At 70.8% G+C, this 26370-nt stretch carries 26 protein-coding genes; 13 read left to right on the top strand and 13 right to left on the bottom strand.

The features are described from left to right. Positions 1-267: 267 nt before the first annotated feature. A complete protein-coding gene (gene pdxR, locus AQJ67_RS14640; RefSeq protein WP_244190458.1) occupies positions 268-1839 on the bottom strand; it encodes a MocR-like pyridoxine biosynthesis transcription factor PdxR in 1572 nt (523 codons plus the stop codon). A gap of 47 nt (positions 1840-1886) precedes the next feature. Here pdxR and AQJ67_RS14645 point away from each other — a divergent pair, with 47 nt between their 5' ends. After that, positions 1887-2438, top strand: a complete 552-nt coding sequence (locus AQJ67_RS14645) for a carboxymuconolactone decarboxylase family protein (protein WP_062719143.1) — start codon at positions 1887-1889, stop codon at positions 2436-2438. A 73-nt stretch (positions 2439-2511) separates the two neighbouring features. Here the strand turns inward: AQJ67_RS14645 and AQJ67_RS14650 are convergent, their stop codons facing one another. The 3 genes from AQJ67_RS14650 to AQJ67_RS14660 all read right to left on the bottom strand — a co-directional run bounded on the left by AQJ67_RS14650 (position 2512) and on the right by AQJ67_RS14660 (position 5498). Then, positions 2512-3999 (bottom strand): glutamate synthase subunit beta, encoded by a 1488-nt coding sequence (locus tag AQJ67_RS14650; protein WP_062719144.1) that lies wholly within the window; start codon positions 3997-3999, stop codon positions 2512-2514. A gap of 146 nt (positions 4000-4145) precedes the next feature. Beyond that, on the bottom strand, positions 4146-4625 hold the full coding sequence (locus AQJ67_RS14655; RefSeq protein WP_062719145.1) for an anthrone oxygenase family protein: 480 nt from the start codon (positions 4623-4625) through the stop codon (positions 4146-4148). 177 nt (positions 4626-4802) lie between these two features. Then, a complete protein-coding gene (locus tag AQJ67_RS14660) occupies positions 4803-5498 on the bottom strand; it encodes a DUF2293 domain-containing protein (RefSeq protein ID WP_079055963.1) in 696 nt (231 codons plus the stop codon). Between the two features lie 147 nt (positions 5499-5645). Between AQJ67_RS14660 and AQJ67_RS14665 the strand changes: the two genes are divergently transcribed. The 3 genes from AQJ67_RS14665 to AQJ67_RS14675 all read left to right on the top strand — a co-directional run bounded on the left by AQJ67_RS14665 (position 5646) and on the right by AQJ67_RS14675 (position 7350). Next, a complete protein-coding gene (locus tag AQJ67_RS14665) occupies positions 5646-6287 on the top strand; it encodes a nucleoside/nucleotide kinase family protein (RefSeq protein ID WP_208614959.1) in 642 nt (213 codons plus the stop codon). Between the two features lie 56 nt (positions 6288-6343). Further along, positions 6344-6757 (top strand): PPOX class F420-dependent oxidoreductase, encoded by a 414-nt coding sequence (locus AQJ67_RS14670; protein ID WP_062719147.1) that lies wholly within the window; start codon positions 6344-6346, stop codon positions 6755-6757. Between the two features lie 155 nt (positions 6758-6912). Further along, positions 6913-7350, top strand: a complete 438-nt coding sequence (locus tag AQJ67_RS14675) for a CBS domain-containing protein (protein ID WP_062719148.1) — start codon at positions 6913-6915, stop codon at positions 7348-7350. A gap of 102 nt (positions 7351-7452) precedes the next feature. Here AQJ67_RS14675 and AQJ67_RS14680 read toward each other — a convergent pair whose 3' ends face one another. Next, complete coding sequence (locus tag AQJ67_RS14680) at positions 7453-8580, bottom strand: magnesium and cobalt transport protein CorA (RefSeq protein ID WP_062719149.1); 1128 nt, start codon at positions 8578-8580, stop codon at positions 7453-7455. A gap of 315 nt (positions 8581-8895) precedes the next feature. Here AQJ67_RS14680 and AQJ67_RS14685 point away from each other — a divergent pair, with 315 nt between their 5' ends. Then, positions 8896-9708, top strand: coding sequence for a methyltransferase (locus AQJ67_RS14685; protein ID WP_062719150.1), 813 nt, complete (start codon positions 8896-8898; stop codon positions 9706-9708). A 103-nt stretch (positions 9709-9811) separates the two neighbouring features. On the opposite strand, the gene AQJ67_RS14690 is transcribed toward AQJ67_RS14685, so the two are convergent. Both AQJ67_RS14690 and AQJ67_RS14695 read right to left on the bottom strand, forming a co-directional pair. Then, a complete protein-coding gene (locus AQJ67_RS14690) occupies positions 9812-10699 on the bottom strand; it encodes a carbohydrate kinase family protein (RefSeq protein WP_062719367.1) in 888 nt (295 codons plus the stop codon). Positions 10700-10890: 191 nt separating this feature from the next. Next, on the bottom strand, positions 10891-11799 hold the full coding sequence (locus AQJ67_RS14695; RefSeq protein WP_208614972.1) for a pseudouridine-5'-phosphate glycosidase: 909 nt from the start codon (positions 11797-11799) through the stop codon (positions 10891-10893). Positions 11800-11898: 99 nt separating this feature from the next. On the opposite strand from AQJ67_RS14695, the gene AQJ67_RS14700 reads away from it, so the two are divergent. Beyond that, the gene (locus AQJ67_RS14700) at positions 11899-12327 is read left to right on the top strand and encodes a VOC family protein (RefSeq protein ID WP_062719151.1); all 429 of its coding nucleotides are present in this window, start codon (positions 11899-11901) and stop codon (positions 12325-12327) included. A 46-nt stretch (positions 12328-12373) separates the two neighbouring features. Here the strand turns inward: AQJ67_RS14700 and AQJ67_RS49260 are convergent, their stop codons facing one another. The 5 genes from AQJ67_RS49260 to AQJ67_RS14720 form a co-directional block, all read right to left on the bottom strand. After that, the gene (locus tag AQJ67_RS49260) at positions 12374-12727 is read right to left on the bottom strand and encodes a hypothetical protein (protein ID WP_062719152.1); all 354 of its coding nucleotides are present in this window, start codon (positions 12725-12727) and stop codon (positions 12374-12376) included. A 160-nt stretch (positions 12728-12887) separates the two neighbouring features. Further along, on the bottom strand, positions 12888-13025 hold the full coding sequence (locus AQJ67_RS49265; protein ID WP_244190459.1) for a hypothetical protein: 138 nt from the start codon (positions 13023-13025) through the stop codon (positions 12888-12890). 130 nt (positions 13026-13155) lie between these two features. Then, positions 13156-14442, bottom strand: a complete 1287-nt coding sequence (locus AQJ67_RS14710) for an MFS transporter (protein ID WP_062719153.1) — start codon at positions 14440-14442, stop codon at positions 13156-13158. 102 nt (positions 14443-14544) lie between these two features. Next, the gene (locus AQJ67_RS14715; RefSeq protein WP_062719154.1) at positions 14545-15099 is read right to left on the bottom strand and encodes a methylated-DNA--[protein]-cysteine S-methyltransferase; all 555 of its coding nucleotides are present in this window, start codon (positions 15097-15099) and stop codon (positions 14545-14547) included. Positions 15100-15170: 71 nt separating this feature from the next. Beyond that, entirely contained in the window at positions 15171-16040 is an 870-nt protein-coding gene (locus AQJ67_RS14720) for a glycerophosphodiester phosphodiesterase (protein WP_062719155.1), read from the bottom strand. 278 nt (positions 16041-16318) lie between these two features. On the opposite strand from AQJ67_RS14720, the gene AQJ67_RS14725 reads away from it, so the two are divergent. The 7 genes from AQJ67_RS14725 (at position 16319) to AQJ67_RS14755 (ending at position 25050) form a co-directional block, all read left to right on the top strand. Next, positions 16319-17185 (top strand): MHYT domain-containing protein, encoded by an 867-nt coding sequence (locus AQJ67_RS14725; RefSeq protein ID WP_062719156.1) that lies wholly within the window; start codon positions 16319-16321, stop codon positions 17183-17185. Between the two features lie 40 nt (positions 17186-17225). Continuing rightward, the gene (gene uvrB, locus AQJ67_RS14730) at positions 17226-19373 is read left to right on the top strand and encodes an excinuclease ABC subunit UvrB (protein WP_062719157.1); all 2148 of its coding nucleotides are present in this window, start codon (positions 17226-17228) and stop codon (positions 19371-19373) included. Between the two features lie 134 nt (positions 19374-19507). After that, on the top strand, positions 19508-20086 hold the full coding sequence (locus tag AQJ67_RS14735) for a TerD family protein (RefSeq protein WP_062719158.1): 579 nt from the start codon (positions 19508-19510) through the stop codon (positions 20084-20086). Between the two features lie 59 nt (positions 20087-20145). Next, entirely contained in the window at positions 20146-22176 is a 2031-nt protein-coding gene (locus AQJ67_RS14740) for a TerD family protein (protein WP_062719159.1), read from the top strand. 224 nt (positions 22177-22400) lie between these two features. Continuing rightward, positions 22401-23402, top strand: coding sequence for a TerC/Alx family metal homeostasis membrane protein (locus AQJ67_RS14745; protein WP_062719160.1), 1002 nt, complete (start codon positions 22401-22403; stop codon positions 23400-23402). A gap of 141 nt (positions 23403-23543) precedes the next feature. Next, positions 23544-23846 carry a DUF1330 domain-containing protein gene (locus AQJ67_RS14750; RefSeq protein WP_062719369.1) on the top strand — a complete coding sequence of 101 codons (303 nt, stop codon included), beginning with the start codon at positions 23544-23546 and terminating at the stop codon, positions 23844-23846. Positions 23847-23949: 103 nt separating this feature from the next. Continuing rightward, positions 23950-25050, top strand: coding sequence for a calcium:cation antiporter (locus AQJ67_RS14755; protein ID WP_062719161.1), 1101 nt, complete (start codon positions 23950-23952; stop codon positions 25048-25050). 26 nt (positions 25051-25076) lie between these two features. Here the strand turns inward: AQJ67_RS14755 and AQJ67_RS14760 are convergent, their stop codons facing one another. Further along, positions 25077-26348, bottom strand: a complete 1272-nt coding sequence (locus tag AQJ67_RS14760) for an MFS transporter (RefSeq protein WP_062719370.1) — start codon at positions 26346-26348, stop codon at positions 25077-25079. Positions 26349-26370 lie beyond the last annotated feature (22 nt).

Consider the following 26370-nt stretch of genomic DNA (forward strand, 5'->3'; position numbering starts at 1 on the left):
GACCAGCTCCGACCACCGCAACAGCCCGACGCGCGCCAGGCCGAGCCGAGCCCGCGCGCTCCGGGTGCCGGGTGCCGGGTGCCGGACGCCGGACGCCGGACGCCGAGTCGAGCAGCGCGAGCCAGCGGTGGCGGGGCCGGACGGTGCCAAGAAGACGCAGGTCGGCGGCGGCGCGCCCGCCCACGGTCGTGACCTCCGGCATCGCACCCCGTCACTCACCCGGCGGCGGCAGCACCGCGCACAGTGCCTCCAGTGCCGCGCACCCCGTCACTCACCCGGTGGCGGCAGCACCGCGCACAGTGCCTCCAGTGCCGCTCCGTACGCATGCTCCGAGGGCGTCGCATAGCCCACGACGATGCCGTCGCGGACCGGCATGTCCGGTTCCGTGGCGTCCGGGTGCCGGAACTCGGCGAGGCCGTCCAGGGCGATGCCCTGCCAGACGGCCGCCTTGACCGTAGACCGCTCGGTGCCGGGCGGCAGCCGCAGCACCGCGTGGAGTCCGGCGGCGACACCGGTGACCTCGACGCGCGGCGCGTGCGTGGCGAGGGCGGCCACGAGGCGGTCGCGGCGACGGCGATAGCGCTGCCGCATCCGCCGTACATGACGGTCGTACGCCCCGGAGACGATGAAGTCGGCGAGGCTCAGCTGATCGAGGACGCTCGCCCATGCCTCACGCTCGCCCTTGGCCGCCAGCACGCCGTCGACGTACCGCTCCGGCAGCACCATCCACCCGAGACGCACGGCCGGCGACAGGCTCTTGCTGACCGAGCCGATGAAGATCACCCGCTCCGGATCGAGGCCCTGGACGGCACCTACGGGCTTGCGGTCGTAGCGGAACTCCCCGTCGTAGTCGTCCTCCAGCACCACGCCTCCCCGCGCGCGTGCCCAGTCGATCACGGCGGCGCGGCGCTCGGCGTGCAACGGGCCGCCGGTCGGGAACTGGTGCGCGGGCGTGAGTAGTACGGCCCGCTGGCGTCCCAGCAGGTCAACGCGGGCGCCGTCCTCGTCGAGGGGGAGCGGCACGGTCCGTACGCCCGCGCCGGCGAGGAGCTCCCGATGGAAGCCCAGCCCGTACGCCTCCACGGCCAGCGGGCCGCGCAGCACACCGCCGCCCCCGCTCCCGTCCTGCCCGAACAGCAGCCGCAGGGCGTGCGCGAACCCGGAGCAGATCACGATCCGGCCGGGCTCGGTGCGCACGCCACGCGCGCGTGCCAGGTACTCGGTGAGCGCCTCCCGCAACTCCACGCGCCCGGCGGGATCACCGGGCCCGAAGGCCTCGTTCGGCGCCTGCTGCAGGGCCCGCCGGTAGGAGGTCAGCCAGGCGGCGCGCGGAAACGCCGAGGCGTCGGGCGTGCCCTGCCGAAGGTCGTGCCGAGGCCCACGCGCGCGTGGCGGTGCCTTGCGCGGCACCCGCTCGGCCCGCCGCAGGGGCTCGGCCCGCTCGGCCACCCTCGTCCCCGAGCCCTGCCGCGCGGTGAGCCACCCCTCGGCGACCAGTTCCGCGTACGCGTCGGCCACGGTGTTGCGGGCGATCCCGAGGTCGGCGGCGAGCGAGCGGTACGGCGGCAGCCGGGTGCCGGGCGCGAGCCGGCCCTCGCGCACGGCGTCACGCAGCGCGCGGGTCAACGCGGCCCGTCGCCCGCCCGGCCCCGAGGACCCAGACGGATCGGACAGATCCAGATGCAGATCGGCGCCGATCCGTGCCGACGAGTCGACCCATGAGTCGCCCGACGAGTCGCCCGCCGAGTCGCCCCACGAGTCGCCCCACGAGTCGCCCCACGAGTCGCCCGACGAGTCGCCCCCCGGCCCGGCCTCGGAATTGACCCATGATTTCGCCATGGAAATGCACCCTACAGCCGGTCTTTTCGACCCGTAGGTTGATCCACATGACGACGACGAACACGATCGACACCCAGCGCTCCCAGTCCCTCGCCGAGTCCACCACCGCCGAGTCCCTCGCCGAATCCATCAACCAGGCCGAGGCCGCCCGCACCCGCCTGGACTTCGCGAAGTCCGCCCCGAAGGTCTTCCGCGCCATCGTCGGCTTCGACGCCGCCGCCCGGGACGGCCTGGACCCGGCGCTCGTCGAACTGATCCAGATCCGCGCCTCGCACCTCAACCACTGCGCCTACTGCCTCCACATGCACACCAACGACGCCCGCAAGGCCGGCGAGAGCGAGGACCGGCTGCACCTGGTCGCCGTCTGGCGCGAGGCCCGCCACTTCTTCACGGAGAAGGAGCAGGCGGCCCTGGCCCTGACGGAGGCGGTGACCCTGGTGGCCGACGGCGGCGTCCCCGACGAGGTCTACGCCCGGGCCGCAGCCCACTTCGACGACCAGGAGCTGGCCCACGTACTGGCCCTGATCCTCACGATCAACACCTGGAACAGGGTGGCGTTGGCGACGGGGAAGATCGCGGGGACGGACGAGCGGCGCTAGGCGAGGCGCCCAGGCGCACCGGCTCCTCCCAGGCAGTGCCGGCCCTCCCGGACGGTGCTGTCCCGCCGGCCCGTCAGACGGTCATGGGCCGGTCGTACGGCGAGATCGGCGCCGGCAACCGCGAACTCCCCGTCAGATAGTGGTCGACGGCCGCCGCAACCGCCCGCCCCTCGGCGATGGCCCACACGATGAGCGACTGCCCTCGGGCGGCATCCCCGGCGGCGAAGACGCCGGGCGCGTTCGTCGCGAACCCCGCGTCCCGGGTGATCGTGCCGCGCGGCTCCATCCCTATCCCCAGCTGGTCGATCAGGCCGTCCTCCCGGTCCGGCCCGGAGAAGCCGAGGGCGAGCAGCACGAGGTCGGCCGGCAGCTCCCTCCCGGTGCCCGGCAGCGGGCGGCGCCCCGCGTCCACCTCGGTCAGGTGCAGCGACCGCACATGCCCGTCGGCGTCGCCCGTGAAGCGCAGCGTGGACGCCGCGAAGAGCCGCGCGTCCGCGTCCGCCGCGGGCGCCGTCTCCAGATCGCGCGCCTCCTCGTGCGCCGCCGACAGACGGTAGATCTTCGGGTACGTCGGCCAGGGTTCGACGTCCTCGTCCCGCTCGGCGCCCGGCTGGGCGTAGATGTCCAGCTGGGTGACGGACGCAGCGCCCTCGCGCACGGCCGTGCCCAGACAGTCGGCCCCCGTGTCCCCGCCGCCGACGATGACGACATGCTTCCCGGCGGCGGACATGGGGGAGGCCTCCAGATCCCCCTCGCACACCCGGTTGGCCAGCGGAAGGTACTCCATCGCCTGCTGAATACCGGCCAACTCCCGCCCCGGAACGGGCAGTTCACGCCAGGCCGTGGCCCCGGTCGCGATCACGACCGCGTCGTAGCGCGAGCGCAGCTCGGCCGCCCCGATGTCCCGCCCGACCGCCGTCGACGTACGGAACCTCGTCCCCTCGGCCCGCATCTGCTCGATCCGGCGCTCCAGATGGCGCTTCTCCATCTTGAACTCGGGGATGCCGTACCGCATCAGCCCGCCGACCCGGTCGTCCTTCTCGAACACGGCGACCGTGTGGCCGGCCCGGGTCAGCTGCTGCGCCGCGGCGAGCCCGGTGGGCCCCGACCCGATCACCGCGACCGTCCGCCCGGAGAGCCGGTCCGGCGGCCGCGGCTGCGCGAAACCCTCCTCCCAGGCCCGGTCGGCGATGGCACACTCGACGTTCTTGATGGTGACGGCCGGCTGATTGATCGCCAGCACACACCCCGCCTCGCACGGCGCCGGACACAACCGCCCCGTGAACTCGGGGAAATTGTTCGTCGCGTGCAGCCGGTCGGCGGCCGCCCGCCAGTCCTCCCGTGACACCAGGTCGTTCCACTCGGGGATCAGATTGCCCAGCGGACAGGCGTCGTGGCAGAACGGTATGCCGCAGTCCATACAGCGGTCGGCCTGTTTGCTGACGATGGGCAGCAACGCCCCGGGGACGTACACCTCGTCCCAGTCCCCCACCCGCTCCTCGACGGGCCGGCGCGGCCAGTCCTGGCGGGGGGTGGTCATGAAACCCTTGGGATCGGCCATGGCCGTCTTCCTCGCGTGCGCGTGTGACGTGCTGGAGCCGTGCGTCAGCGGGCCGCACTCCTTTGGCCACGATACGTCCCACCGGCCGCCCGCGCAGAGCGGCGGAGAGGCACCGGCCAGGCCCGGCGGAGAGGTCACCGGCCAGGTCAGCTGAGGGCCAGCACGTACGACACCGCGGCGGCGGCCGAGGCGACCGTACGTATGTGGTTCCACATGGTCCACTCGCGCACATACGTCGGCCAGTAGTCCGCCGCCTCCTGAGTGCCCGCCTCCAGCTTGGCCAGCGCCTCGTTGCGGGGCACGTTCGCCACCATGGTCACCCCGAACGAGCCGAACAGATACAGCGCGCTGCCCAGCAGCAGTTCCACCGTGCCCTGGTCCGGCCAGAGCACGAACGTCACCACGGCGATCACCGCGCACAGCACCGCCGTCCCGAGGAACACCAGCATGAACGCCGGCATCAACGCGGTCACATTGATCGCCTTCATCGCCGCGACACCCTGCGCGGGCGGCAGCGCGGCGAGCCCGCGCGTCACGAAGGTCGAGAAGGCGCAGAAGACCCCGGCCACGAGGCCGGTCCCGACCACTCCGATCACGACCAGGACGAAGTACGGCCCATCGATCATGTCAACGTCAACTCCCGCATCCCGCCGAGCCTCTGCCCGGCCCCATCCGTCACCACAAGTCAAACCCTGGACGAGTACGTCGACCATCGCCGAGCGGCGCCGGCACATGTGTGAGCGTCCAGGGGGAGGAAGCGGCCGGCGAAACGGCGATGGGTGACGACGACCGTTCGGCCGCCGTCAGCCCACCTCCGACACCTCCGCCCGCCACGCCCGCAACGTCGTCTCCACGGCCGCCGTGATCCGCCGCCGCGCCTCGTGTCGAGGAACGCCGCTCATCAGCAACTGGTCGTACGGCGTGTCCATGTGCCGTACGGACGCCACGACCGCCGAGGTCACCGCCCCCTCCGACAACGCCCGCCCCGCCGCACTCCGCCCCACCCGTCCGCTGCCCCGCACCGACGCGTGCGCGGCGATCTCCCGCGCCCGCTCCGCCGGACACCCCGGGAACAGCCGGCGTATCTCCGCCGCGAACGCCCCAGCGAACCGCACGTCCTCCCGTGCCCGCCGCCGCGCGTCCCGCGCCCGGCGCCGCCGCCGGGCCTCCGCGTCCGCCAGGCACCGCTGCTCCGCCCGGGTGAGCCCCGCCTCCTCCACGAGGACGCCCTGCCGCTCGTAACGGCCCCGGCGCCGGTTGAACCGCACGACCACCGCCGACAGCGCACTCTCCTCCCGCGACCGCCGGGTCAACGCCGTGTCGCCGCGCGGCAGGAACACCAGATGCCCGAGGTCCGCGCAGTCGAGGCACCGCGGCGCACCGTCCTCCAGCACGAGCATCTGCAACGGTCCCGCATGGCAATCCCCGCAGTGCCGCCGCCGGAGGGGTTGGATGACGACAAGGCCGGTACAGGGCGGGGGAGTTGCGAGAGGTGCCATAGGGGGTTCATTCCCCTCCGGGCGGGTCCGGGGAACTATCCGGCGAGGGCCGGAACGCCGTCTGACCAGGCCCGGGCAGCGGTTCGGCCGCACGGTGGACGCACCCCGAACGCCTCCCGGCCCGGAGCGGCGCCTCCCTGTCGCATCATGGGGCGTGTGCGACTCGAAGCGATCACCTGGGAGCGGCTCGGCGACCTGCTGGCCGAGCGTCTGCTCGACCTGAAGCCGGCCGACGGCGGCCCCTGGCCCCGCGTCGCCTTCGACGGCGCCCCGGCCGCCCGCCCGGGAGACCTCGCCGAGCGGGTCGGGGAGGCACTGCGCATACGCGGCCGACCCTCGCTCACCGTCGACACCCAGGGCTTCCTGCGCCCGGCCTCGGTCCGCCTGGAGTACGGCCACCGGGACGTGGAGGCCTACTACGACGGCTGGTTCGACACCGGCGCCCTGTGGCGCGAGGTCTTCGGCCCCTTGGAGCCCGACGGCGACGGCCGCGTCCTGCCGGACCTCTGGGACCCGGCCACCGACCGGGCCACCCGCAGCCCCTACGTCCAACTCCCGCCCGGCGGCGTCCTGTTGCTGCACGGCCCCCTCCTGCTGCGTCACTGGTTCCCCTTCGACCTGACCGTCCACGTCCTCCTCTCACCCGGCGCCCTGCGCCGCCGCACTCCCGAGACCGAGCACTGGACCCTGCCCGCCTTCGAGCGCTACGACCAGGAGACCGATCCGGCCGCCACGGCGGACGTCCTGGTGCGCGCCGACGACCCGCGGCACCCGGCATGGAGCGGTTGATCCTTGATCCGCCAAATCCCTTTTATATGCGCGTGCATTTAACTACTCTGGGCGTCATGACGACCTCCACGGGTGATCCGATCTCCTTCGACGACTCCGTCCGCTCCCTGCTCGACGCCAAGAACTTCGCCAGCGTGGCCACGCTCGGCCCCGACGGCGCCCCACAGAACTCGGTGGTCTGGATCAAACGCGAGGGCGACACCGTGCTCTTCTCCTCCGTCGACGCCCGCCAGAAGGTGCGCAACCTCCGCCGCGACCCCCGCATCAGCGTCTCGGTCTACGACCTCGCCAACCCCTACTCCTCCGTCGAGATCCGCGGCACCGCCGAGATCGTCCCGGACGAGTCCAAGCGCCTGCCGTTCGAGCTCTCCCACAAGTACCTCGGCATCGACCCGCCCGCCGAAAAGGAGGACGAGACCCGGGTGATCATCCGTGTCCTCCCACGGAAGATCGTGCGCTTCGCCGCCTGATCGCCGCCCGCCGCCGGGGCGGTCAGGTCGGTGGCCGGTAGGCGTCACCGCTCGGTTCGGGGTGCGTCGGCCGGGTTGCGCGGCGAGAATGAAGGGCGCCGGGACTAGCGGTGCGTCCTGCGCCGCGCCGGCCGTCCGGCATCGGGAGGTACTTCATGACCACTGCCGGAGACATCATGCACCGTGGTGCCCAGTGGATCCCGGCCCACGAGACCCTGGACCGCGCCGCTCAGCTGATGCGCGAGCTGGGCGTCGGAGCCCTGCCCATCAGCGACGAGAACGAGCGGCTCTGCGGCATTCTCACCGACCGCGACATCGTCATCGGCTGCGTGGCCATGGGCCGCGACCCGAGCAAGGTCACCGCCGGCGAGATGGCCCAGGGCACCCCGCGCTGGATCGAGGCGAACGCCGACATCAGCGACGTGCTCCGGGAGATGAAGGAGCACCAGATCCGCCGGCTCCCCGTGATCGAGAACAAGCGCCTGGTCGGCATGATCAGCGAGGCCGATCTGGCACTGAACCTGAGGGAGAACGAGATCGGTCAGTGGGCCGAGAGCGTCTACGCCAGGACCGGGGCGCCGACGACGCACTGACCAGGCGACCGGCTCTCACCGCTCACTCCTTTCACTCCTTCTGCCGTCCTCGTCCGGCTCACCGTGCCGGACGGGGGCGTACCGACGTCCCCGCAGGCCGTGTCAGAGCCATCCGTTGCGCCGGAAGCCGCGGTACAGCACCACGCACGCGACGGATATCACGCCCAGAACCAATGGATATCCGAACGTCCAGCGCAGCTCCGGCATGTGCTCGAAGTTCATCCCGTACACCCCGCACACCATCGTCGGCACGGCGATGATCGCGGCCCACGCCGTGATCTTCCGCATGTCCTCGTTCTGCGAGACGGTGACCTGTGCCAGGTGCGCCTGAAGGATCGAGTTCAGCAGTTCGTCGAAGGCGAATATCTGCTCCTTGGCGCGCAGCAGATGGTCCGAGACGTCGCGGAAGTAGGCCTGTATCTCCGGCTCGACCACCCGGATGGGGGCCGTGGCCAGCTCCTCCAGGGGGCGGCTCAGCGGAACCACGGCCCGCTTCAGCTCCAGCAGTTCCCGCTTGAGCTGGTAGATCCGCCCTGGATCGGCCCGCGCGCCGTTCTCCGCGAACACGTCCGTCTCGACCTCGTCTATGTCCTCCTGCACCGAGTCGATGACGTTCAGATAGTCGTCGACGACATGGTCCGCGATGGCGTGCAGTACCGCCGCGGGTCCCTTGCAGAGCTGCTCGGGGCTCGACTCCAGCTCCTCACGCAACGGACCCAGCGAGCCGTGCCGTCCGTGCCGCACCGTGATCACGAAGTCCTGGCCGACGAACACCATGATCTCGCCGGTGTTCACGACCTCGCTGGTCGCCGTGAGCTCCTCGTGCTCGACGTAGCAGACGGTCTTGAACACCGCGAACAGCGTCTGGTCGTAGCGCTCCAGCTTCGGGCGCTGATGTGCTTCGACCGCGTCCTCGACCGCCAGCGGATGCAGGGTGAACAGCTCCGCGATGCCCGCGAACTCCTGGTCCGTGGGCTCATGGAGGCCGAGCCAGACGAATCCGGCACCGCGCTTGCGCACCCGCTGGACGACGTCGACCAGATCACCGCTCTCCGGGACCCGCACACCGTCCCGGTAGGTCACGCAGTTCACCACCGAGGAGCCCAGCGGGGACCGGGCGGGGTGACTGAGGTCGACGCGAGGGCGCCGTCGAGCCAGCCGTGCCACCTTGCGGAGGCCACCGACCCTGCCGAGGCCCGTGACCTTCCGCAGATTCCCTGCCATGGACATCTGGATCTCCTTGCGTGGATCTCCCCTTGACGACCGGCTCACCTCCGAGGCGCTTCAGCCCCTCGGCTCGCTCACCGTGCGTCGCTTTCTGTGCCGTGGCCGCAAGTTTGCCAGCTGGGCGTGAGAGGTGGGTAAGCCTGTGGGAGCAGGAGGTTCCGCTTGGTTCCCGGCTGTGGACAAAGGGGCTAGGTGCCCGGCTGTGGACAATGGGGCTGCGCGCCCGTCGCGGTTGGGAGGGCGCCCGTACGAGTTTCAGGGCCGCCCCGCCGAGCGTCGCCCCGTCCGGACGAGCCGGACAACTGGGATGATCGCATCATGACGCGAACCCACGGCTATCTCCTCGACAACCGGCAGGCCGAGGCGGGCGAGCGCTTCGACGCCTTCGCCGCTCTCTTCGACCCCACGACCTTCCGGCATCTCGAACGGCTTGGCGTCGGACCAGGCTGGCGCTGCTGGGAGGTCGGCGCCGGCGGCACCTCGGTGGTGTCCTGGCTGGCCAAGAAGGTCGGCCCGACGGGACGGGTCGTCGCGACCGACATCGACACCTCGCTGCTCACCGCGGCCGCCCGCCCGCCGGTCGAGGTCCGCGTCCACGACGTGGCCGCCGACGAGCCGCCGGGGGAGGGGTTCGACCTGGTCCACGCCCGGCTCGTACTCGTCCATGTGCCGGACCGCGAACGGGCGTTGCGCTCGATGATCGAGGCCCTGCGCCCCGGCGGCCGGCTTCTGATCGAGGACGCCGACCCCGCACTGCAGCCCCTGCTCTGCCCCGACGAGTTCGGCCCCGAGCAGCAGCTGGCGAACCGCCTCCGCCAGGGCTTCCGCAAACTGCTCGCCGACCGCGGCGCCGATCTCTCCTACGGCCGCAGACTCCCGCGCCTGCTCCGTGAGGCGGGTCTGCACCGGGTGGAGGCCGACGCGTACTTCCCGCTCACCTCACCCGCCTGCACCGCGCTGGAGTCCGCCACCGTCCGGCAGATCCGCGATCAGCTCGTCACCGAAGGCATCGCCACCGACCAGGAGATCGACCGCCACCTCACCAACGTCGCCGCCGGCGACATGGACCTGGCCACCGCTCCGATGATCTCGGTGTGGGGCCGCAAGGCACCGGAGGAGAGCGGGAGCTGACGTAGTTTCAGCCAAGGTCCGCGCCGCGGCCGACGCCATCTCTACGGCTGCTGCCGCCGTTCGCTTCTGGACGCTGCCGCTGCTGTCCTCCCGGCTGCCGCTGTCACTCCGGTGCGGGCGGCCTTCCACCCACCCGTGCCACCGCCAGCGCACCCGCCCGACACCCCTCCCGCACCGCGTCCTCGGGTCGGGCGCCCGTGAGCAGGGTCGCGAGAAAGGCCCCGCTGAAGGCGTCACCCGCCCCGGTCGTGTCCCTCGGCGCCGTCGGCACGGCCGGGACATGGGCGCGCACCGTGCCCGACCGGGCCACCAGAGCACCGTCGGCCCCCTGCTTGGCGATCACCAGCGGGACATGGCGGCTCAACTTGGCCGCAGCGTCCGTCGCATCGGGCAGCCCCGTCAGCAGACACGCCTCGTCCCGGCTCGGCAGCAGGACGTCCAAGCCCTCCACCAACGCCAGGAAACGATCCACGCCCAGCTCCACCAGGAAGCCCGCCGACGCCGGATCCATGCTCACCGGCACGCCACGCGCGCGTGCGGACGCCAGCGCCCTCGCCACCAGGGCCCGGCTCGCCTCGGAGAACAGCAGATAGCCCGACAGGTGGAGCCATCCGACGCCGTCGAGCAACGCGTCCGACCAGTCACCGGGGTCCAGCCGCGTGGCCGCCCCGCTGTCGGTGAGGAACGTCCGCTCGGCGGCGGCGCCCGTGTCGACCAGGCAGATCACCGTCCCGGTCGGCGCCTGCGGATCGACGACTAGAAGGGGCTCCACTCCGCTCGCGGTCAGCTCCCGCTCGTGCCACGCGGCCGCGTCCGCTCCTACGCGCCCCAGCAGCCGCACCTCCTCAGCACCCCAACGGGCCGCCCAGCAGGCCACGTTGGCGCCCGCGCCACCTGGCATCGTCCGGATGGCCGCCGCCGTGTCCGTACCCGAGGCGAGCGGGCCTCGGTGGCGAGCGATGACGTCCGTGACCACGTCACCGACGACCAGGAGCGCGCCGGCGCGCGCGAGGGCGGGGGTGGGCTCGGTGGTCTGGGTGGTCTGGGTGGTTTGGGCGGGCTTGGCGGTCGGTGTGGGCTCGGCGGGGGCGGCGGGCCGGACGGTCGGGGCGGGCCGGACGCAAGGGGAGGGCACGTTCCCCTCCGCGCCCTGCCCGGTCCCGGTCCCGTCCCCCGGCTCGTTCACGCCCTGGCCCAGGCCGCCGCGATCCGCCCCGCCAGCCGTACGTTGCCGCGTACCGCCGCGAGATTGGCGCTCAGCGAGGCACCGTCCGTGTGCCGCACCAAGTAGTCCAGCAGGAACGGTGTGACAGCCTGACCGGTGACGCCCTGCTCCTCGCACGCGTGCAGCGCGTCGGCGAGCACACGCGCGTGCAGCTCGGGATCCAGCTGTTCCGCCTCCGGCGCCGGATTGGCGACGATCAGCGCCGACTCCGGCCCGTCGAGCGCGTCCTGGGCGCGCATCACCCCGGCCACCTCCTCCGGCGACCGCAGCGTCCAGTCCACGGGGTGCCCGGAGTCGGAGAGGTAGAAGCCCGGGAAGCGTTCCGTGCGATATCCGGCGACCGCGACGCCCAGCGTCTCCAGCCGCTGGAGGGTCGCCGGGACATCCAGGATCGACTTGACGCCGGCGCACACCACCGTGATCCGCGTGCGTGCCAGCAGCCCCAGGTCGGCCGACTCGTCCTGCGTCACCGTCCACTCCCGGTGCACACCGCCGAGCCCGCCCGTAGCGAACACCCGTACGCCCCCGAGACTCGCCAGCAGAGCCGTCGCCGACACCGTGGTCGCCCCGCTCGCCCCGGAGGCCACCGCGAGCGGCAGATCCCGGTGCCCGAGCTTGCGGATCCCGTCCTCGTTCGCGATCCGCTCCAGCTGCTCCTTGTCCAGCCCGACATGGGGCCGCCCGTCCAGCACTGCGATCGTCGCCGGAACGGCGCCCTCCTGCCGCACGACGTCCTCCAGTTCCAGCGCCACCTGGAGATTGCGCGGGCGCGGCAACCCGTGCGCGATGATCGTGGACTCCAGGGCGACCACGGGCCGACGCGCGTCAAGCGCCTCCCGTACCTCTTCCGACACCACCAGCACCACGCGCCTGCCTCCTGTCGCTCGGTCTTCCCTCATCTCTGGCGGGCGGCGCACCGGGTCAAACCCTTGCGGCCTGTGGGAGAGGACACCAGCCTTGAACGCATGACCGACAACTCGACCCGTCTCGACCATGTGGTCCTCTGGGTGAGCGACCCCGCCGCATCGGCCGCCTTCTACCAGGAGACACTCGGCCTGGCGCCCGTCAGGCTCACCGAGTTCATCGCGGGCGAGGCGCCGTTCCCCTCGGTCCGCGTCAACGACGAGACCATCCTCGACCTCATGCCCATGACCATGGCGGAGCGCATGAAGATGCTCCCCGGTGCCGCCGAGAGCGCGGGACACCCCGTCAACCACGTCTGTCTGTCCCTGCCGGAGGCCGACTTCCACGGGCTGCGCACCCACCTGGAGGAGCAGGACGTACCCGTCTCGGACTACTCGTACGACTCCTTCGGCGCCCGCGGCAAGGCCAGGCGCAGCTTCTACTTCCGTGACCCCGACGGCAACGTCTTCGAGGCCCGGCACTACGACTAGCGAGCCGAGGAGGGGCCACGCGTGCGTGGCCCCTCCTGCCTGCCGACTACTCAGACCGGCCGCACCCCCCGTCCAGCGCCGCTGCGGATTCAGCACGTACTTGCGACTGGCGCCCTGGTCGAACTCGGGCGTAGCCCAGTGGTGCGTCCTCGATGGAGACCACCGTCGCGTCGACCGCCTTGGCGATGTGCACGCGCTCGTGCAGGATCGCCATCATCAGGCTCCGGTGGTACTGCATCACCGGGCACTGGCCGGTCGTGAAGCGGTGGCTCTTGGCCCAGCCGAGGCCGAGCCGCACCTTCAGCGTCCCGGACTTCGCGTCCTGGTCGATCCCTCCGGGGTCGGCCGTGACATAGAGGCCGGGGATGCCGAGGGCACCGCCCGCGCGAGTGACGCCCATCAACGAGTTCAGGACCGTCGCGGGGGCCTCCTGAGCGTTCGGGCCGTGGGCCCGCGCCTCGGTGATCTCGTGTTCGAGGACCAGCCCCCCGGCGCCGTGGTCCGCCCCCGCACCATGTGCTGGTCGCTGCCGCAGATGTTGGTGGCGAGGACCTTGTGGATCACCCCGTGCCGGCCCTTGCGGCCGATGTTGTCGGGGCGACTCCCGGTCCGTCCTGGAGTTCGAGCGTCGGGTAGTCGATGGTCCTGACCTCCACCGCGCCCGGCTTGAGATACGCCACTGCCCTGCTTCCGCTCATGAGTGATCGCCGTCCCTTCGGCCCGTGTCTTACGGATGCCGTCGGACGCCAGCGGCTGTGCGCATGGTCGAGTCTGCTACCGCCGTCCAGGTCCGGCCAGTCCTCGCGCGGTCCAGCCGTGCACGGGCCGTCAGTCGCCCGCCGGAAGGCTTTTTGCCCGTCCACGCCGCGTGCAAAGGGCCAGCCCTGCGAGCGGGACCAGCAGACATGCGGCGGTGAAGTTCAGCCAGGCGTAGCTCGCCTGGGCGACCACGAGCCCGGCGACCGCTCCGCCGACGCCCGCGGACGCGTTCATGACCAGGTCCGACAACCCCTGTGCGGCGGCCCGCGCGGGCTGCGGCACGGAGTCCGTGAGCAGTGCTGAACCCGAGACGAGCGCCGCCGACCAGCCGAGCCCCAGGATGAACAGTCCGACGGCCGTCTGCCCATGACTGGCGCCCGCCGTACCGGCGACGAACACCGCGCACGCCAGCAGCCCGACGGCGAGCCCGATCCCGGACAGCCGCCCCAGCCGGTCCGACAACCGCCCCATGAGCGGCGCGAACGCGTACATCCCCGCGATGTGTCCGCTGATGACCAGTCCGATCAGATCGATGCCCGCACCGTGGTGCGCGAGGTCGACCGGGGTCATGGACATCACCGAGACCATCGCCGTGTGCGCCACGGCCACGGTCACCACCGCGAGCCGCGCCCGCGGCGAGGCGGCCACGGCGGCCACCCCCGCGCGCAGCGAACGGGCCGCCGGCGACTGCTCCTCAGCCGGCGCCAGGGCACGCGCCGTCAGCAGCGGGTCCGGCCGCAGCAGTACGGCTACCACGACCGCCGATATCAGGAAGATCCCGGCCGCCCACAGGAACGGGCCCGCGGCGGCGGGTATCCCGAGGCCCGTGACACTGCGACCGGCGGGCGCGGCGATGTTCGGACCGATGACCGCGCCGATGGTGGTCGCCCACACGACGAGCGAGATGGCTCGGGCCCGCCGCTCCGGCTCGGCCAGATCCGCGGCCGCGAACCGGGCCTGGAGGTTCGCCGCTGACGCCGCACCGAACGCGGCCATCCCGCACAGCAGCAGCGGAAAGCTCCCGACGCTTGCCGCGATCACCGTGACCCCCGCGCCCACAGCCCCGATCAGATAGGCCAGCACGAGCCCGGGCCGACGGCCCCTGGCGGTCATCAACGCGGCCAGCGGCATCGACAGCACCGCCGTACCGGCGACGGTCGCGGTGGGCGCGAGTCCGGACAGTGACTCGGTGCCGCTGACCTCCTTGGCCAGCACGGCCGCGAGCGCTATGCCGGTGGCGACGCCCAGGCCGCCCAGGATCTGCGTGGTGATCAGCACGGCCGAGATCCGGCGCCGAAGGGCCGGCAACCGGTCGGGCGGGACGGCCACGACGGCCTGCCGCTCCACGGCCGTCATGACACCGGACCGGCCGCGTACAGGTGGGTGAAAAGTGTCGTCACAGGCGCAGTCTCCCCCTCATCTCCCGCCTGCCCAACCCCAGGCCGGGCCAGGCCCTCCTCAGAACAGCGGCTCCGGCAGGACTCCCTCCAGCGCGAGCAGCTTCCGCTTGGTCTCCAGCCCGCCCCCGAACCCTCCGATGCCGCCGTCGCTCTCCACGACCCGGTGGCAGGGCACGACGACCGGAAGCGGATTGGCGCCCATCGCCGTCCCGACCGCCTGGGCCGCGCCCGGCTGTCCGACCCGCCCGGCCAGATCGCCGTACCCGACGACCGTGCCGTAAGGGACGCCGGACGCCAGCTCACGCAGCACCTGCCGGTTGAAGCCGGAGATCAGGGACCAGTCCAGCGGCAGCTCGAAGTCATGGCGCGCACCCGCGAAGTACTGCTCCATCTGACGTATCGCCTCGGCCAGCAGCGGGGAGCCGGGCGCCTCGACCGGGTCGACGCCCAGCCTCGACGCCAGCCTGCCGAGTGCGGTCTCGCGCACCGCTTCCGTGGCGTGGAACACGACACTGACCAGGCCGTCGCGGGTCGCGGCCAGCATCAGCGGACCGATGTCGGTACCGACGACGGCCCACACGACCTGCTGCTCGTACTGCCCATGGCTGTCCATGCGCCCACCGTACGACCCACCACTGACAACGCCCCCGTCACCGCGGACCGACCGCTCCGCCGGGGCCGCCCTCACTCCTCGGGCAGGGCGTCCCGCACCACGTCGGGGCTGTTGGTGATGATGCCGTCGACGCCGTACCCGGCGACGAGCCGGGCGGTGTCCGCGTCGTTCACGGTCCAGGTGAACACCTCCAACGGCCTGCCGTGCGGTCCGTCGAACTCTTGGACGGTGGCGACGTAGTCCGAGGAGATGGAGCTGTGCGAGGGGTTGATCTGGTCGGCGAAGTCCGCGTAGTCGGCCAGCTCCGACGTCGGCGGCGTACCGAGGAAGCCGGTCTTCACGGTCGGCTTCAGCTCGTGGACGGTCCGCACGCTGTCCGGGCTGAAGCTCTGCACGATCAGCCGGCTCGCCAGGTGGTCCGTGTCTAGCCAGCCCTCGTTGGCCAGGGCCTTGAGGGTCTGCTCCTCGATGCCCGGGTACAGGTCGGGGTTCTTGATCTCCAGGAGCAGCTTCTGGTGGTGCAGCTCCAGACGGTCCATGAACTGCTCCAGCGTCGGCACGCGCGCGCCCGCGTACGCGGGGCCGAACCAACTGCCCGCGTCCAGGAGGGCGATCTCGTCGGCGGTGAAGTCCTTCACCTTCCAGGGCGCCCTGCCGGGGAAGACCTCCTCCACGTCGGTCGTGCGCTTCAGGTTGTCGTCGTGAAGGACGACGAGCTCGCCGTCCCTGGTGCGCTGCACGTCGTTCTCGACCCAGCTGATGCCCAGTTCGGCGGCCTTGTCGACGGCGGCCAGGGTGTTCTCCGGGGCATAGGTGGAGGCTCCTCGGTGGGCGATCACCGTAGGCCGCTCGGCGCCGGCCCGGGCCTGGGAGGCCGGAAGCAGAAGAGCGGCGGTTCCCAGGAGTGCGGTCGTCGTGGCGGCTACAGCGCGCGCGTGCATACGTACTCCTCGCGTCGAACGATCACAGACAGCACAACTGTGACAGCAGAGGGTCAACGGTGGAGGAGTACAGAATGGCCACAGAATGAATGGAGTTGCCCGGGCCCGCTCACTCGTGCCGCACAACTGGGGCAAGGCCGTGTTTCTTTGCCGGAGAATCGTTCGACCATTCCGGTGGGAGTTACTCTCTGCCTCAACCCTGACCGCTCGGGCGGCGCTGAGAGGGGGGCGTATTCACAGCATTCCGGGATGTATGAGGGCGGGAAGGGCGGTCGCGTATGCAGGGCACGATCGACGGATTCAGCTACGGACTCGTCACACCGCTGGTGGCCTACCTCATGGCCTGCCTCGGCGGTGCCCTCGGTCTGCGCTGCACCACAAGATCGATGCTCGTCTCGCACTCGTGGCGCCCCGGCTGGCTCGCCCTCGGGTCGGCGGCCATCGGCTCCGGCATATGGACCATGCACTTCGTCGCGATGATGGGGTTCACGGTCGAGGAGACGCCGATCCACTACGACAAACCGATGACGTTCGCGAGCCTGGCCGTCGCCATCGTCATGGTGGGCGTCGGGATCTTCATCGTCGGCTACAAGGGGGCCAGGGGAACCGCCCTGTTCACCGGCGGCACCATCACCGGCCTGGGCATAGCCTCGATGCACTACCTGGGCATGGCCGGCCTGCGGCTCGACGGCAAGCTGGAGTACAACACGTTCACCGTCGGCGTCTCCGTCGCCATAGCGATGGTCGCGGCCACCGCCGCGCTGTGGGCTGCCGGACAGGTCCGAGGGCTCATGTGGAGCGTCGGCGCGAGCCTCGTCATGGGCCTCGCCGTCAGCGGCATGCACTACACCGGCATGGCCGCCCTCAACGTCCATCTCCACGGCACCGGGACCTCCGGGACGGGCGACTCACCCGCCGCCCTGCTCGCACCGATGCTGATCGGCCCGCTCGCCTTCCTGCTCCTCGCGGGCGCCGTCGTGCTGTTCGACCCGCACATGATCATGGGCAAGCCCGCCGCGGCCCCCGTCGAGCACAAGCCGGGCGTCCCGGCCCACACCGCCGTCCCGCACCAGGCCCGCCGCCCCCAGCTGCGCGCGCGCCGCAACCAGGACCTCCGAGGCTCCCGCACTCCGCAAAACCACTGATCGGACCGCGTTGTCAGTGGCGGGTCGTACGGTGGATCCCATGCGGCCCGTTTCCAGCATCGAACGCACGGTGGCGCCCTTCGAGGTCGTCAGCCCGTACCAGCCCAACGGCGACCAGCCCCAGGCCATCGCCGAGCTCGCCCGGCGCATCGGCGCCGGCGAGAAGGACGTCGTCCTGCTCGGCGCGACCGGCACAGGAAAGTCAGCCACCACTGCGTGGATGATCGAGAAGCTCCAGCGTCCCACCCTGGTGATGGCGCCGAACAAGACCCTGGCCGCCCAGCTGGCGAACGAATTCCGCGAGCTCCTGCCGAACAACGCCGTCGAGTACTTCGTCTCGTACTACGACTACTACCAGCCCGAGGCCTACGTCCCGCAGTCGGACACCTACATCGAAAAGGACTCCTCGATCAACGAGGAGGTCGAGCGCCTGCGCCACTCCGCGACCAACTCACTGCTCACCCGCCGTGACGTCGTCGTGGTCGCCTCGGTCTCCTGCATCTACGGCCTTGGTACCCCGCAGGAGTACGTGGACCGCATGGTCCCGCTCAAGGTCGGCGAGGAGATCGACCGGGACCAGCTGCTGCGCCGCTTCGTCGACATCCAGTACACGCGCAACGACCTTGCCTTCACCCGCGGCACCTTCCGGGTGCGCGGCGACACCATCGAGATCTTCCCGGTCTACGAGGAGCTTGCCGTCCGCATCGAGATGTTCGGCGACGAGATCGAGGCACTGTCCACGCTCCACCCGCTCACCGGCGAGATCATCAGCGACGACCAGCAGCTGTACGTCTTCCCGGCCTCCCACTACGTCGCGGGCCCGGAGCGCATGGAGCGCGCCGTCAACGACATCGAGAAGGAACTCGGCGAGCGCCTCACCGAGCTGGAGAAGCAGGGCAAGCTCCTGGAGGCCCAGCGTCTTCGGATGCGCACCACGTACGACCTGGAGATGCTCCGTCAGATCGGCAGCTGTTCCGGTGTCGAGAACTACTCGATGCACTTCGACGGCCGGGAGCCCGGCTCCCCGCCGAACACCCTGCTGGACTACTTCCCGGACGACTTCCTGCTCGTCATCGACGAGTCGCACGTCACGGTGCCGCAGATCGGCGCCATGTACGAGGGCGACGCGTCCCGCAAGCGCACCCTCGTCGACCACGGCTTCCGTCTGCCCTCCGCGCTGGACAACCGCCCCCTGAAGTGGGAGGAGTTCCAGGAGCGCATCGGCCAGACGGTCTACCTGTCGGCGACCCCGGGCAACTACGAGCTCTCCCGCTCGGACGGCCAGGTCGAGCAGATCATCCGCCCCACCGGCCTCGTCGACCCGGAGGTCGTCGTCAAGCCCACCGAGGGCCAGATCGACGACCTGGTCCACGAGATCCGGGGACGCGTCGAGAAGGACGAGCGCGTCCTGGTCACCACCCTCACCAAGAAGATGGCCGAGGACCTCACCGACTACTTCCTGGAGCTCGGCATCCAGGTGCGCTATCTGCACAGCGACGTCGACACCCTGCGCCGTGTCGAGCTGCTGCGGGAGCTGCGCGCCGGCGAGTTCGACGTCCTCGTCGGCATCAACCTCCTCCGGGAGGGCCTCGACCTGCCCGAGGTGTCCCTGGTGGCGATCCTCGACGCCGACAAGGAGGGCTTCCTGCGCTCCGGCACCTCCCTCATCCAGACCATCGGTCGTGCGGCGCGCAATGTCTCCGGCGAGGTCCATATGTACGCCGACAAGATCACCCCGGCGATGGAGAAGGCCATCGACGAGACCAACCGCCGCCGGGAGAAGCAGGTCGCGTACAACAAGGCGAAGGGCATCGACCCCCAGCCGCTGCGCAAGAAGATCAACGACATCGTCGCGCAGATCGCCCGCGAGGACGTCGACACGGAGCAGTTGCTCGGCACCGGCTACCGCGCGAAGAAGGACGGCCGGGGAACCAAGGCTCCCGTGCCCTCCCTCGGCGACAAGGCGGCCAAAGGCGCGAAGGCGGCCAAGTCGGTCAAGGGCAAGGCCAAGGAGACGGTGCCGACCGACCGCCCGGCGGCCGATCTGGCCGAGCAGATCGAGGAGTTGACGGAGCGTATGCGCGCCGCCGCCGCCGACCTGCAGTTCGAGATCGCGGCCCGGTTGCGTGACGAGGTGTCCGAGATGAAGAAGGAACTGCGCCAGATGAAGGAGGCCGGCCTGGCCTGACGGGCACGCGCTGTGTTGCAAGACCGACACAAAGTGGGGTCCGGGGTACGGCACTGTCAGGGCCCCTGCGTAGGGTTCTGGTCATCCGCGGGGTCCGCGGCCAACAGGGGACAGCTCGAGAGGGGAAACAGCACGTGACCGTCAACATGACCAAGGGTCAGGCCATCAGTCTGCAGAAGGACGACGGCGGCAGCCTGACCGCGGTGCGCATGGGTCTCGGCTGGCAGGCGGCTCCCCGGCGGGGCCTGTTCGGCACGCGCACGCGGGAGGTCGACCTCGACGCGTCCGCCGTCCTGTTCGCGGACAAGCAGCCGGTCGACGTCGTTTTCTTCCGCCACCTGGTGAGCGACGACGGCTCGGTGCGCCACACCGGCGACAACCTCGTCGGCGGTGTCGGCCAGGGCGGCGACGACGAGGCGATCCTCGTCGACCTCGCGCGCGTCCCGGTCCACATCGACCAGATCGTCTTCACCGTGAACTCCTTCACGGGCCAGACGTTCCAGGAGGTGCAGAACGCGTTCTGCCGTCTGGTCGACGAGACCAACGGCCAGGAACTCGCCCGCTACACGCTCGCGGGCGGCGGCGCCTACACCGCCCAGATCATGGCGAAGGTGCACCGCACCGGAGCGAGCTGGACGATGACGGCCCTCGGCACGCCGGCCAACGGCCGTACGTTCCAGGACCTGATGCCGGCCATCCTGCCGCACCTGTAGGACGTCTGGGGCCCGGCGGGCGGCGTACGACAAGACAAGCGACACAGGGGGACGAAGGCATGACGGCCGAGCTGGTGCGGGGGCAGAATCACCCGCTCTCCCAGGCCCGTCTGGAGATCCGGGTCTCGGCCGGCACACCGGTCGTGGCCGCCGCCACGCTCGGCGACGAGCAGGGCAGGATCCACGGCGTCGAATGGGTGGCCCATCCCGGCGCGCCTACCCTGCCCGGCCTCGAGGTCTCCCGGCAGGCGGCCGCCGACCATCGCCTCGCGGTGGACCTGGACGCCATGCCGGAAGCCGTCCACCGCGTCAGTGTGCTGCTCGCCCTGCCCACCGGCAGCGGCCCGACCAGGTTCGGAGCCGTCGCCACCCCCTTCGTCGCGGTCACCGGCCTCGACGGCACCGAGATCGCCAGCTACACCATCACCGGTCTGGAGGCCGAGTCGGCCGTCGTCGCCCTGGAGCTCTACCGCCGCCAGGGCGCCTGGAAGGTGCGTGCCATCGGCCAGGGGTACGCGGGCGGTCTCGCCGACCTCTTCGCCGACCAGGGCCTGGCCCAGGCCCATCAGCTTGCCGGCGGCATCCATGAGGCGGTGGCCCAGGGCATGGCCCGCTCGGTGCCGGCACCCCCGACCCGGACGGACGGCGACCGTTCCCGGCAGACGGCCGCACCGGCACTCGGCCCGGACCAGGGCGGCTCCGCACCACAGGGCGCCCCCGGCACCGGGTCCGGCTCCGCGTCACCGCAGCCCACCTCTCCTTACGGCACTCAGACCCCGGGCGCGCCGGGCCAGCCCGCACCGCAGCCGCCGTACCAGAGCGGAAGCGGCGCCACGGACCCCGCCCAGCCGTCCGCCCCCACGTCCGGGGGGCCGATCAACTACAGCCACCCGGGCCGGCAGACCGCGGCTCCGCCGCCGCCCCCGCCGACCGCGCCGCCCGCCGAGCCGGGGCAGCCCGCCCGGCCCGTCGCGGGTGACGCCACCGGCTGGTCCATGGACGAGCGGCTCTACAACCAGGTGTGGGGCATGTTCGAGGACCTGGCCCGCACCACGGCCGCCTATCGCAGCGCGGTCGACTTCGCCGACTCCCGTATGGAGAAGGAGCTCGACCAGGTCCTGTCGGATCCGCGCAGCCGGATCGGCGGACAGAGCGACGCCGCGCGCGAGGCCGCCCAGGCCAAGCACGCCCAGCTCGTCAACCAGGCCCGGGCGACGCTCGACCGCGACCTCGTCCAGCTCACCGCCGAAGTCGAGGTCGTCGAGCCCGCACTGCCACCCGCCTACGCGGGATGGGACAACCCCGTCTGGCACGGCTACCGCGTACCGATGGAGATTCCCATGGCCCTGCGCCTGGGCGACCTCCATCTGCCCGAGAGCGCCGAGCTGCGCATCCCGATGCTGGTCCGGCTACCGCTGGAGCGCGGCCTGTGGATCGACAGCGGGCGCGGCGGATCGATCGACGGCTCGTTCACGGACTCCCACGACCTGCGGCGCCTCGCGATGGAGACGGCGGTGGCGCACGCGGCCCGGCTGCTCGCCGTCTATCCGGCGGGCGAGTTCGCCGTGCAGGTCATCGACCCGGCCGGTTCCGGCGCACAGGCACTCGTACCGCTGGTGCAGTCCGGCGTGCTCGCGGCCCCGCCCGCCCTGGGAGCGGCCGGTGTCGCGGACGTCCTCGCGCGACTCACCCAACGTGTCGACCTGGTACAGATGGCGCTGCGCGGCGGGGCGCCCGACTCCCTGCCACCCGATTTCGACACGGCACAGCAACTGCTGATCGTCAATGACTTCCCGCACGGCTTCGACGACCGGGCCGTGAACCAGCTGCGCTACCTCGCGGACGAGGGCCCGGCCGTCGGTGTCCACCTGATGATGGTCGCCGACCGCGAGGAAGCCTCCGCCTACGGCCCGTTGCTCGACCCGCTGTGGCGTTCGCTGCTGCGACTGACCCCGGTGCCGGACGATCATCTCGCCGACCCGTGGGTGGGGCACGCCTGGACCTATGAGCCCTCGCTCGTGCCGCCCGGCAGTCAGGTCCTCCACCAAGTGCTCACCCAGGTGGCGGCGGCCCGGGCCAAGTACCGGTAAAGACCCCCTGACCAGCGAACTTGGTACTTCTTTTGCCAAGCGCTTTACCTTTCCTTGGTAATTGGGGTACTGTTTGTCCCACGGAGGGGAGTACTCCCTGTCTGCTGCGGCGTACCCGTCAATACGGATCAGGCCAGATCCCGGGGCGTCGGCCCATCGTGGGTGGAAGAGACCTCCGGCGCGCGACGACGCTGACATTTGCCGTTACGACTGCCGGAGGCGCAGTGGAAGTCTCGACGACCCTTTGGGTCCTGACCATCGTGGGCCTTGCCGCCCTGATCGCGGTCGATTTCTTCATCGGCCGCAAGCCGCATGACGTATCGATCAAGGAAGCCGGAATCTGGACGGTCGTCTGGGTCGTCCTGGCGGGCCTCTTCGGGCTCGGCCTGCTGATCTTCGGCGGCGGACAGGCCGGCGGCGAGTTCTTCGCCGGCTTCATCACCGAGAAGTCGCTGAGCGTCGACAATCTCTTTGTCTTCGTCCTGATCATGGCGAAGTTCGCCGTGCCGACCCAGTACCAGCAGCGCGTGCTGCTCGTCGGTGTCCTGATAGCCCTCGTGCTGCGGGCCATCTTCATCGCCGCGGGTGCCGCCATCCTCGCCAGCTTCGCGTGGGTGTTCTATCTCTTCGGCGCCTTCCTGATCTGGACCGCCTGGAAGCTCATCCAGGAGGCCCGGGCCGGCGACGAGGAAGAGGAGTTCGAGGAGAACAAGCTGCTGAAGGCAGCCGAGCGCAGGTTCGGTGTCGCCGACCGCTACCACGGCACCAAGCTGTGGATCCAGGAGAACGGCAAGCGGGTCATGACCCCGATGCTGGTCGTGATGCTGGCGATCGGTACCACCGACGTGCTCTTCGCCCTCGACTCCATCCCGGCGATCTTCGGCCTGACGCAGGACCCGTACATCGTGTTCACGGCCAACGCCTTCGCGCTGATGGGTCTGAGGCAGCTGTACTTCCTCATCGGTGGCCTGCTGAAGAAGCTGGTCCACCTCAGCTACGGCCTGTCGATCATCCTGGGCTTCATCGGCGTCAAGCTGGTGCTGCACGCGCTGCACGAGTCCGGCGTCCATGTCCCCGAGATCAGCATCCCGGTCTCGCTCGGCGTGATCTGCTCGGTCCTGATCATCACGACGATCACCAGCCTCAGGGCTTCCAAGAAGCAGGCGGCGGCCGAGGCGGCGCAGGAGGAGAGCGAAGGCGCTCCGAAGGACAGCATCGACGTCTGACCCCGTCGTACGTAGGAAGAACCAACACCGGGAGTGGTGCCCAGCGAATTGCCGAGCACCGCTCCCGGTGCTTCTTTGGGTGCTGGGTGTCCTCGCCGGGGGACACTACGGCCGGGGGTGGAGGCACCTGTGGACGCACCCATGAAGTTCGTACAGATCATCGACTTCGAGACCGAGCGCATCGACGAGATGCGGGAGCTGGCCCACGAGACAGAACAGCGCCTGGCCGGCCGCAGCGGCGGCCCCACGCGCCGTCTCGTCCTCAAGGACCGGGGCCTGCCCAACCGCTACCTCGTAGTGATCGAGTTCGACTCCTACGAGGACGCCGTGCGCAACAGCGACGACCCCGAGACGACCAAGTTCGCGGAGCAGATGGCCGCGCTGTGCACCAGGCCGCCGTCCTTCACGGACTGCGACGTACAGGAGACGACCGATTTCGCGTAGGGACATACGACCTACAGGGGCCCCGCATCCCGAGGGCGCGGGGCCGCCTGGCCACCACACCGACCGGAATGCGAACCCCCCACCCCTCTGCGACGATCGCTCCATGATCGCCAGGCTCAGGCCGCTCACGACCCGGTGGACTTACGCCGTGCCGGTGCTCGCGGTCGTCCTGCTGATCTTCACCTGGGGACGAGACCTGCCCGGCGCGGTCGTCGCGCTGGTGACGCTGGTCCTCGCGGGCGCCGTCCTGGCCGCCGTGCACCATGCCGAAGTGGTCGCCCACCGGGTCGGCGAACCCTTCGGTTCCCTCGTCCTCGCGGTCGCCGTCACGATCATCGAGGTCGCCCTGATCGTGACCCTGATGGCCGACGGCGGCGACAAGAGCTCCACCCTCGCGCGGGACACGGTCTTCGCCGCCGTGATGATCACCTGCAACGGCATCGTCGGCCTGTGCCTTCTGGTCGCCTCGCTGCGGCACGGCACGGCGGTCTTCAACCCCGAGGGCACCGGAGCCGCCCTCGCGACCGTCGCCACCCTGGCCACGCTCAGCCTGGTGCTGCCGACGTTCACCACGAGCAAGCCCGGGCCGGAGTTCTCCACCGTCCAGCTGACGTTCGCCGCACTCTCCTCGCTGATCCTCTACGGCCTGTTCGTGACGACCCAGACCGTGCGCCACCGTGACTACTTCCTTCCCATCACCCGGCAGGGCGAGGTGATCACCGTGGACGACCACGCCCACGCGCCTTCCCAGCGCACGGCCTTGATCAGCCTGGCGCTACTGGGCCTGGCCCTGATCGGTGTGGTCGGTCTGGCCAAGGGCGTGTCGCCGACCATCGAGTCCGGGGTGGCCGCAGCCGACCTGCCGCATGCGGTCGTCGGCGTGATCATCGCCCTGCTGGTGCTGCTCCCCGAGACGATCGCCGCGCTGCGCTCCGCCCGCCGTGACCGGGTGCAGACCAGCCTGAACCTGGCGCTCGGCTCGGCGATGGCCAGTATCGGCCTGACCGTCCCCGCGGTAGCCCTGGCCTCCGTCTGGCTCTCCGGCCCGCTCGTCCTCGGTCTGGGCCCCACCCACATGGTGCTGCTCGCCCTGACGGTGGTGGTGAGTTCGCTGACGGTGGTGCCGGGTAGGGCGACGCCGCTCCAAGGCGGCGTCCACCTGGTGCTGTTCGCGGCCTATCTGGAGCTCGCGATCAACCCGTAGCGGACACTGAGATGCTCCGGAGCCCGTCACCCGGTGGCGGGCTCCGCCGCCGCGGCCGGCACCGGACGGGTCTCGGGCAGCAGCGCGAAACACACCAGACTGAGCAGCGCGACCCCGGTCATGTACGCCCCCACACCCCAGGGCACCCGACCGCCCTGGTCAGCGAGTGCGGTCGCCACGATCGGCGTGAGCGCGCCGCCGAGGACGCCGCCGAGGTTGTAGCCCACCGCGGCGCCCGTGCAGCGCACCCGGGGCTCGTACAGCTCTGGCAGATACGCGGCGATCACCGCGAACATCATGATGAACGCGATCATCGCGCCGAGGAAGCCGAGGAACATCAGCAGCGGCTCACCCGTGGCGAGGAGCGCGACCATCGGGAACATCCACAGGGCGGTGGCAGTGCACCCGATCAGGCACAGCGGCCGCCGCCCGTGGAGGTCGCCGAGCCATGCCACCAGAGGGGTGAGCGAGCCCTTCACCAGCACCGCGCCCATGATGCAGGTCAGCATGACGCTGCGGCTCACGCCGAGTCGCTCGGTGGCGTACGCGAGGGACCAGGTCGTCACGGTGTAGAAGACCGCGTAGCCGATGGACAGCGCGCCGGCCGTCAGCAGGACGAGCCGCCAGTGGTCGCGTACGACCTCGGCGAGCGGCACGCGCGCGTGGTCGTCGATTTCAAGGAAGCGTGGGCTCTCGGCGAGCGACGACCGCAGCCACAGCCCGACCGTCGCGAGCACCCCGGCCGCCCAGAACGGCACCCGCCATCCCCACGCGGCGAACTGCGCCTCGGACAGCGTCGCCGACAGCCCCAGCACCACTCCGTTGGCGAGCAGAAAACCCAGCGCGGGCCCGACCTGCGGGAAGCTCGACCACAGCCCGCGCCGCCCGGCAGGCGCATGCTCCACCGTCAGCAGGACGGCCCCGCCCCACTCGCCGCCGAGCCCCAGCCCCTGCAGGAAGCGCAGCACGAGCAGCAGCAGGGGAGCGGCCACACCGATCGTGTCGTACGTCGGTACGCAGCCGACCGCGACCGTGGAGGCGCCGGTCAGCAGCAGCGAGGCGACGAGTACCGGCCGACGTCCGTGCCGGTCCCCGATGTGCCCGAACAACACCGATCCCAAGGGGCGCGCCACAAAGCCGACCCCGAACGTCGCGAAGGCGGCCAGGGTTCCCGCCACCGGCGAGAACGTCGGGAAGAACAGCGGGCCCAGGACCAGAGCCGCCGCGGTCCCGTAGACGAAGAAGTCGTAGAACTCGATGGCCGTCCCGGCGAGCGAGGCCGTCGCGAGCCGCAACATGGAGGGCGCCTTTACGGTGCGT

Origin of the sequence: Streptomyces caeruleatus, from assembly GCF_001514235.1 — a bacterium.
Classification (GTDB): Bacteria; Actinomycetota; Actinomycetes; order Streptomycetales; family Streptomycetaceae; genus Streptomyces; species Streptomyces caeruleatus.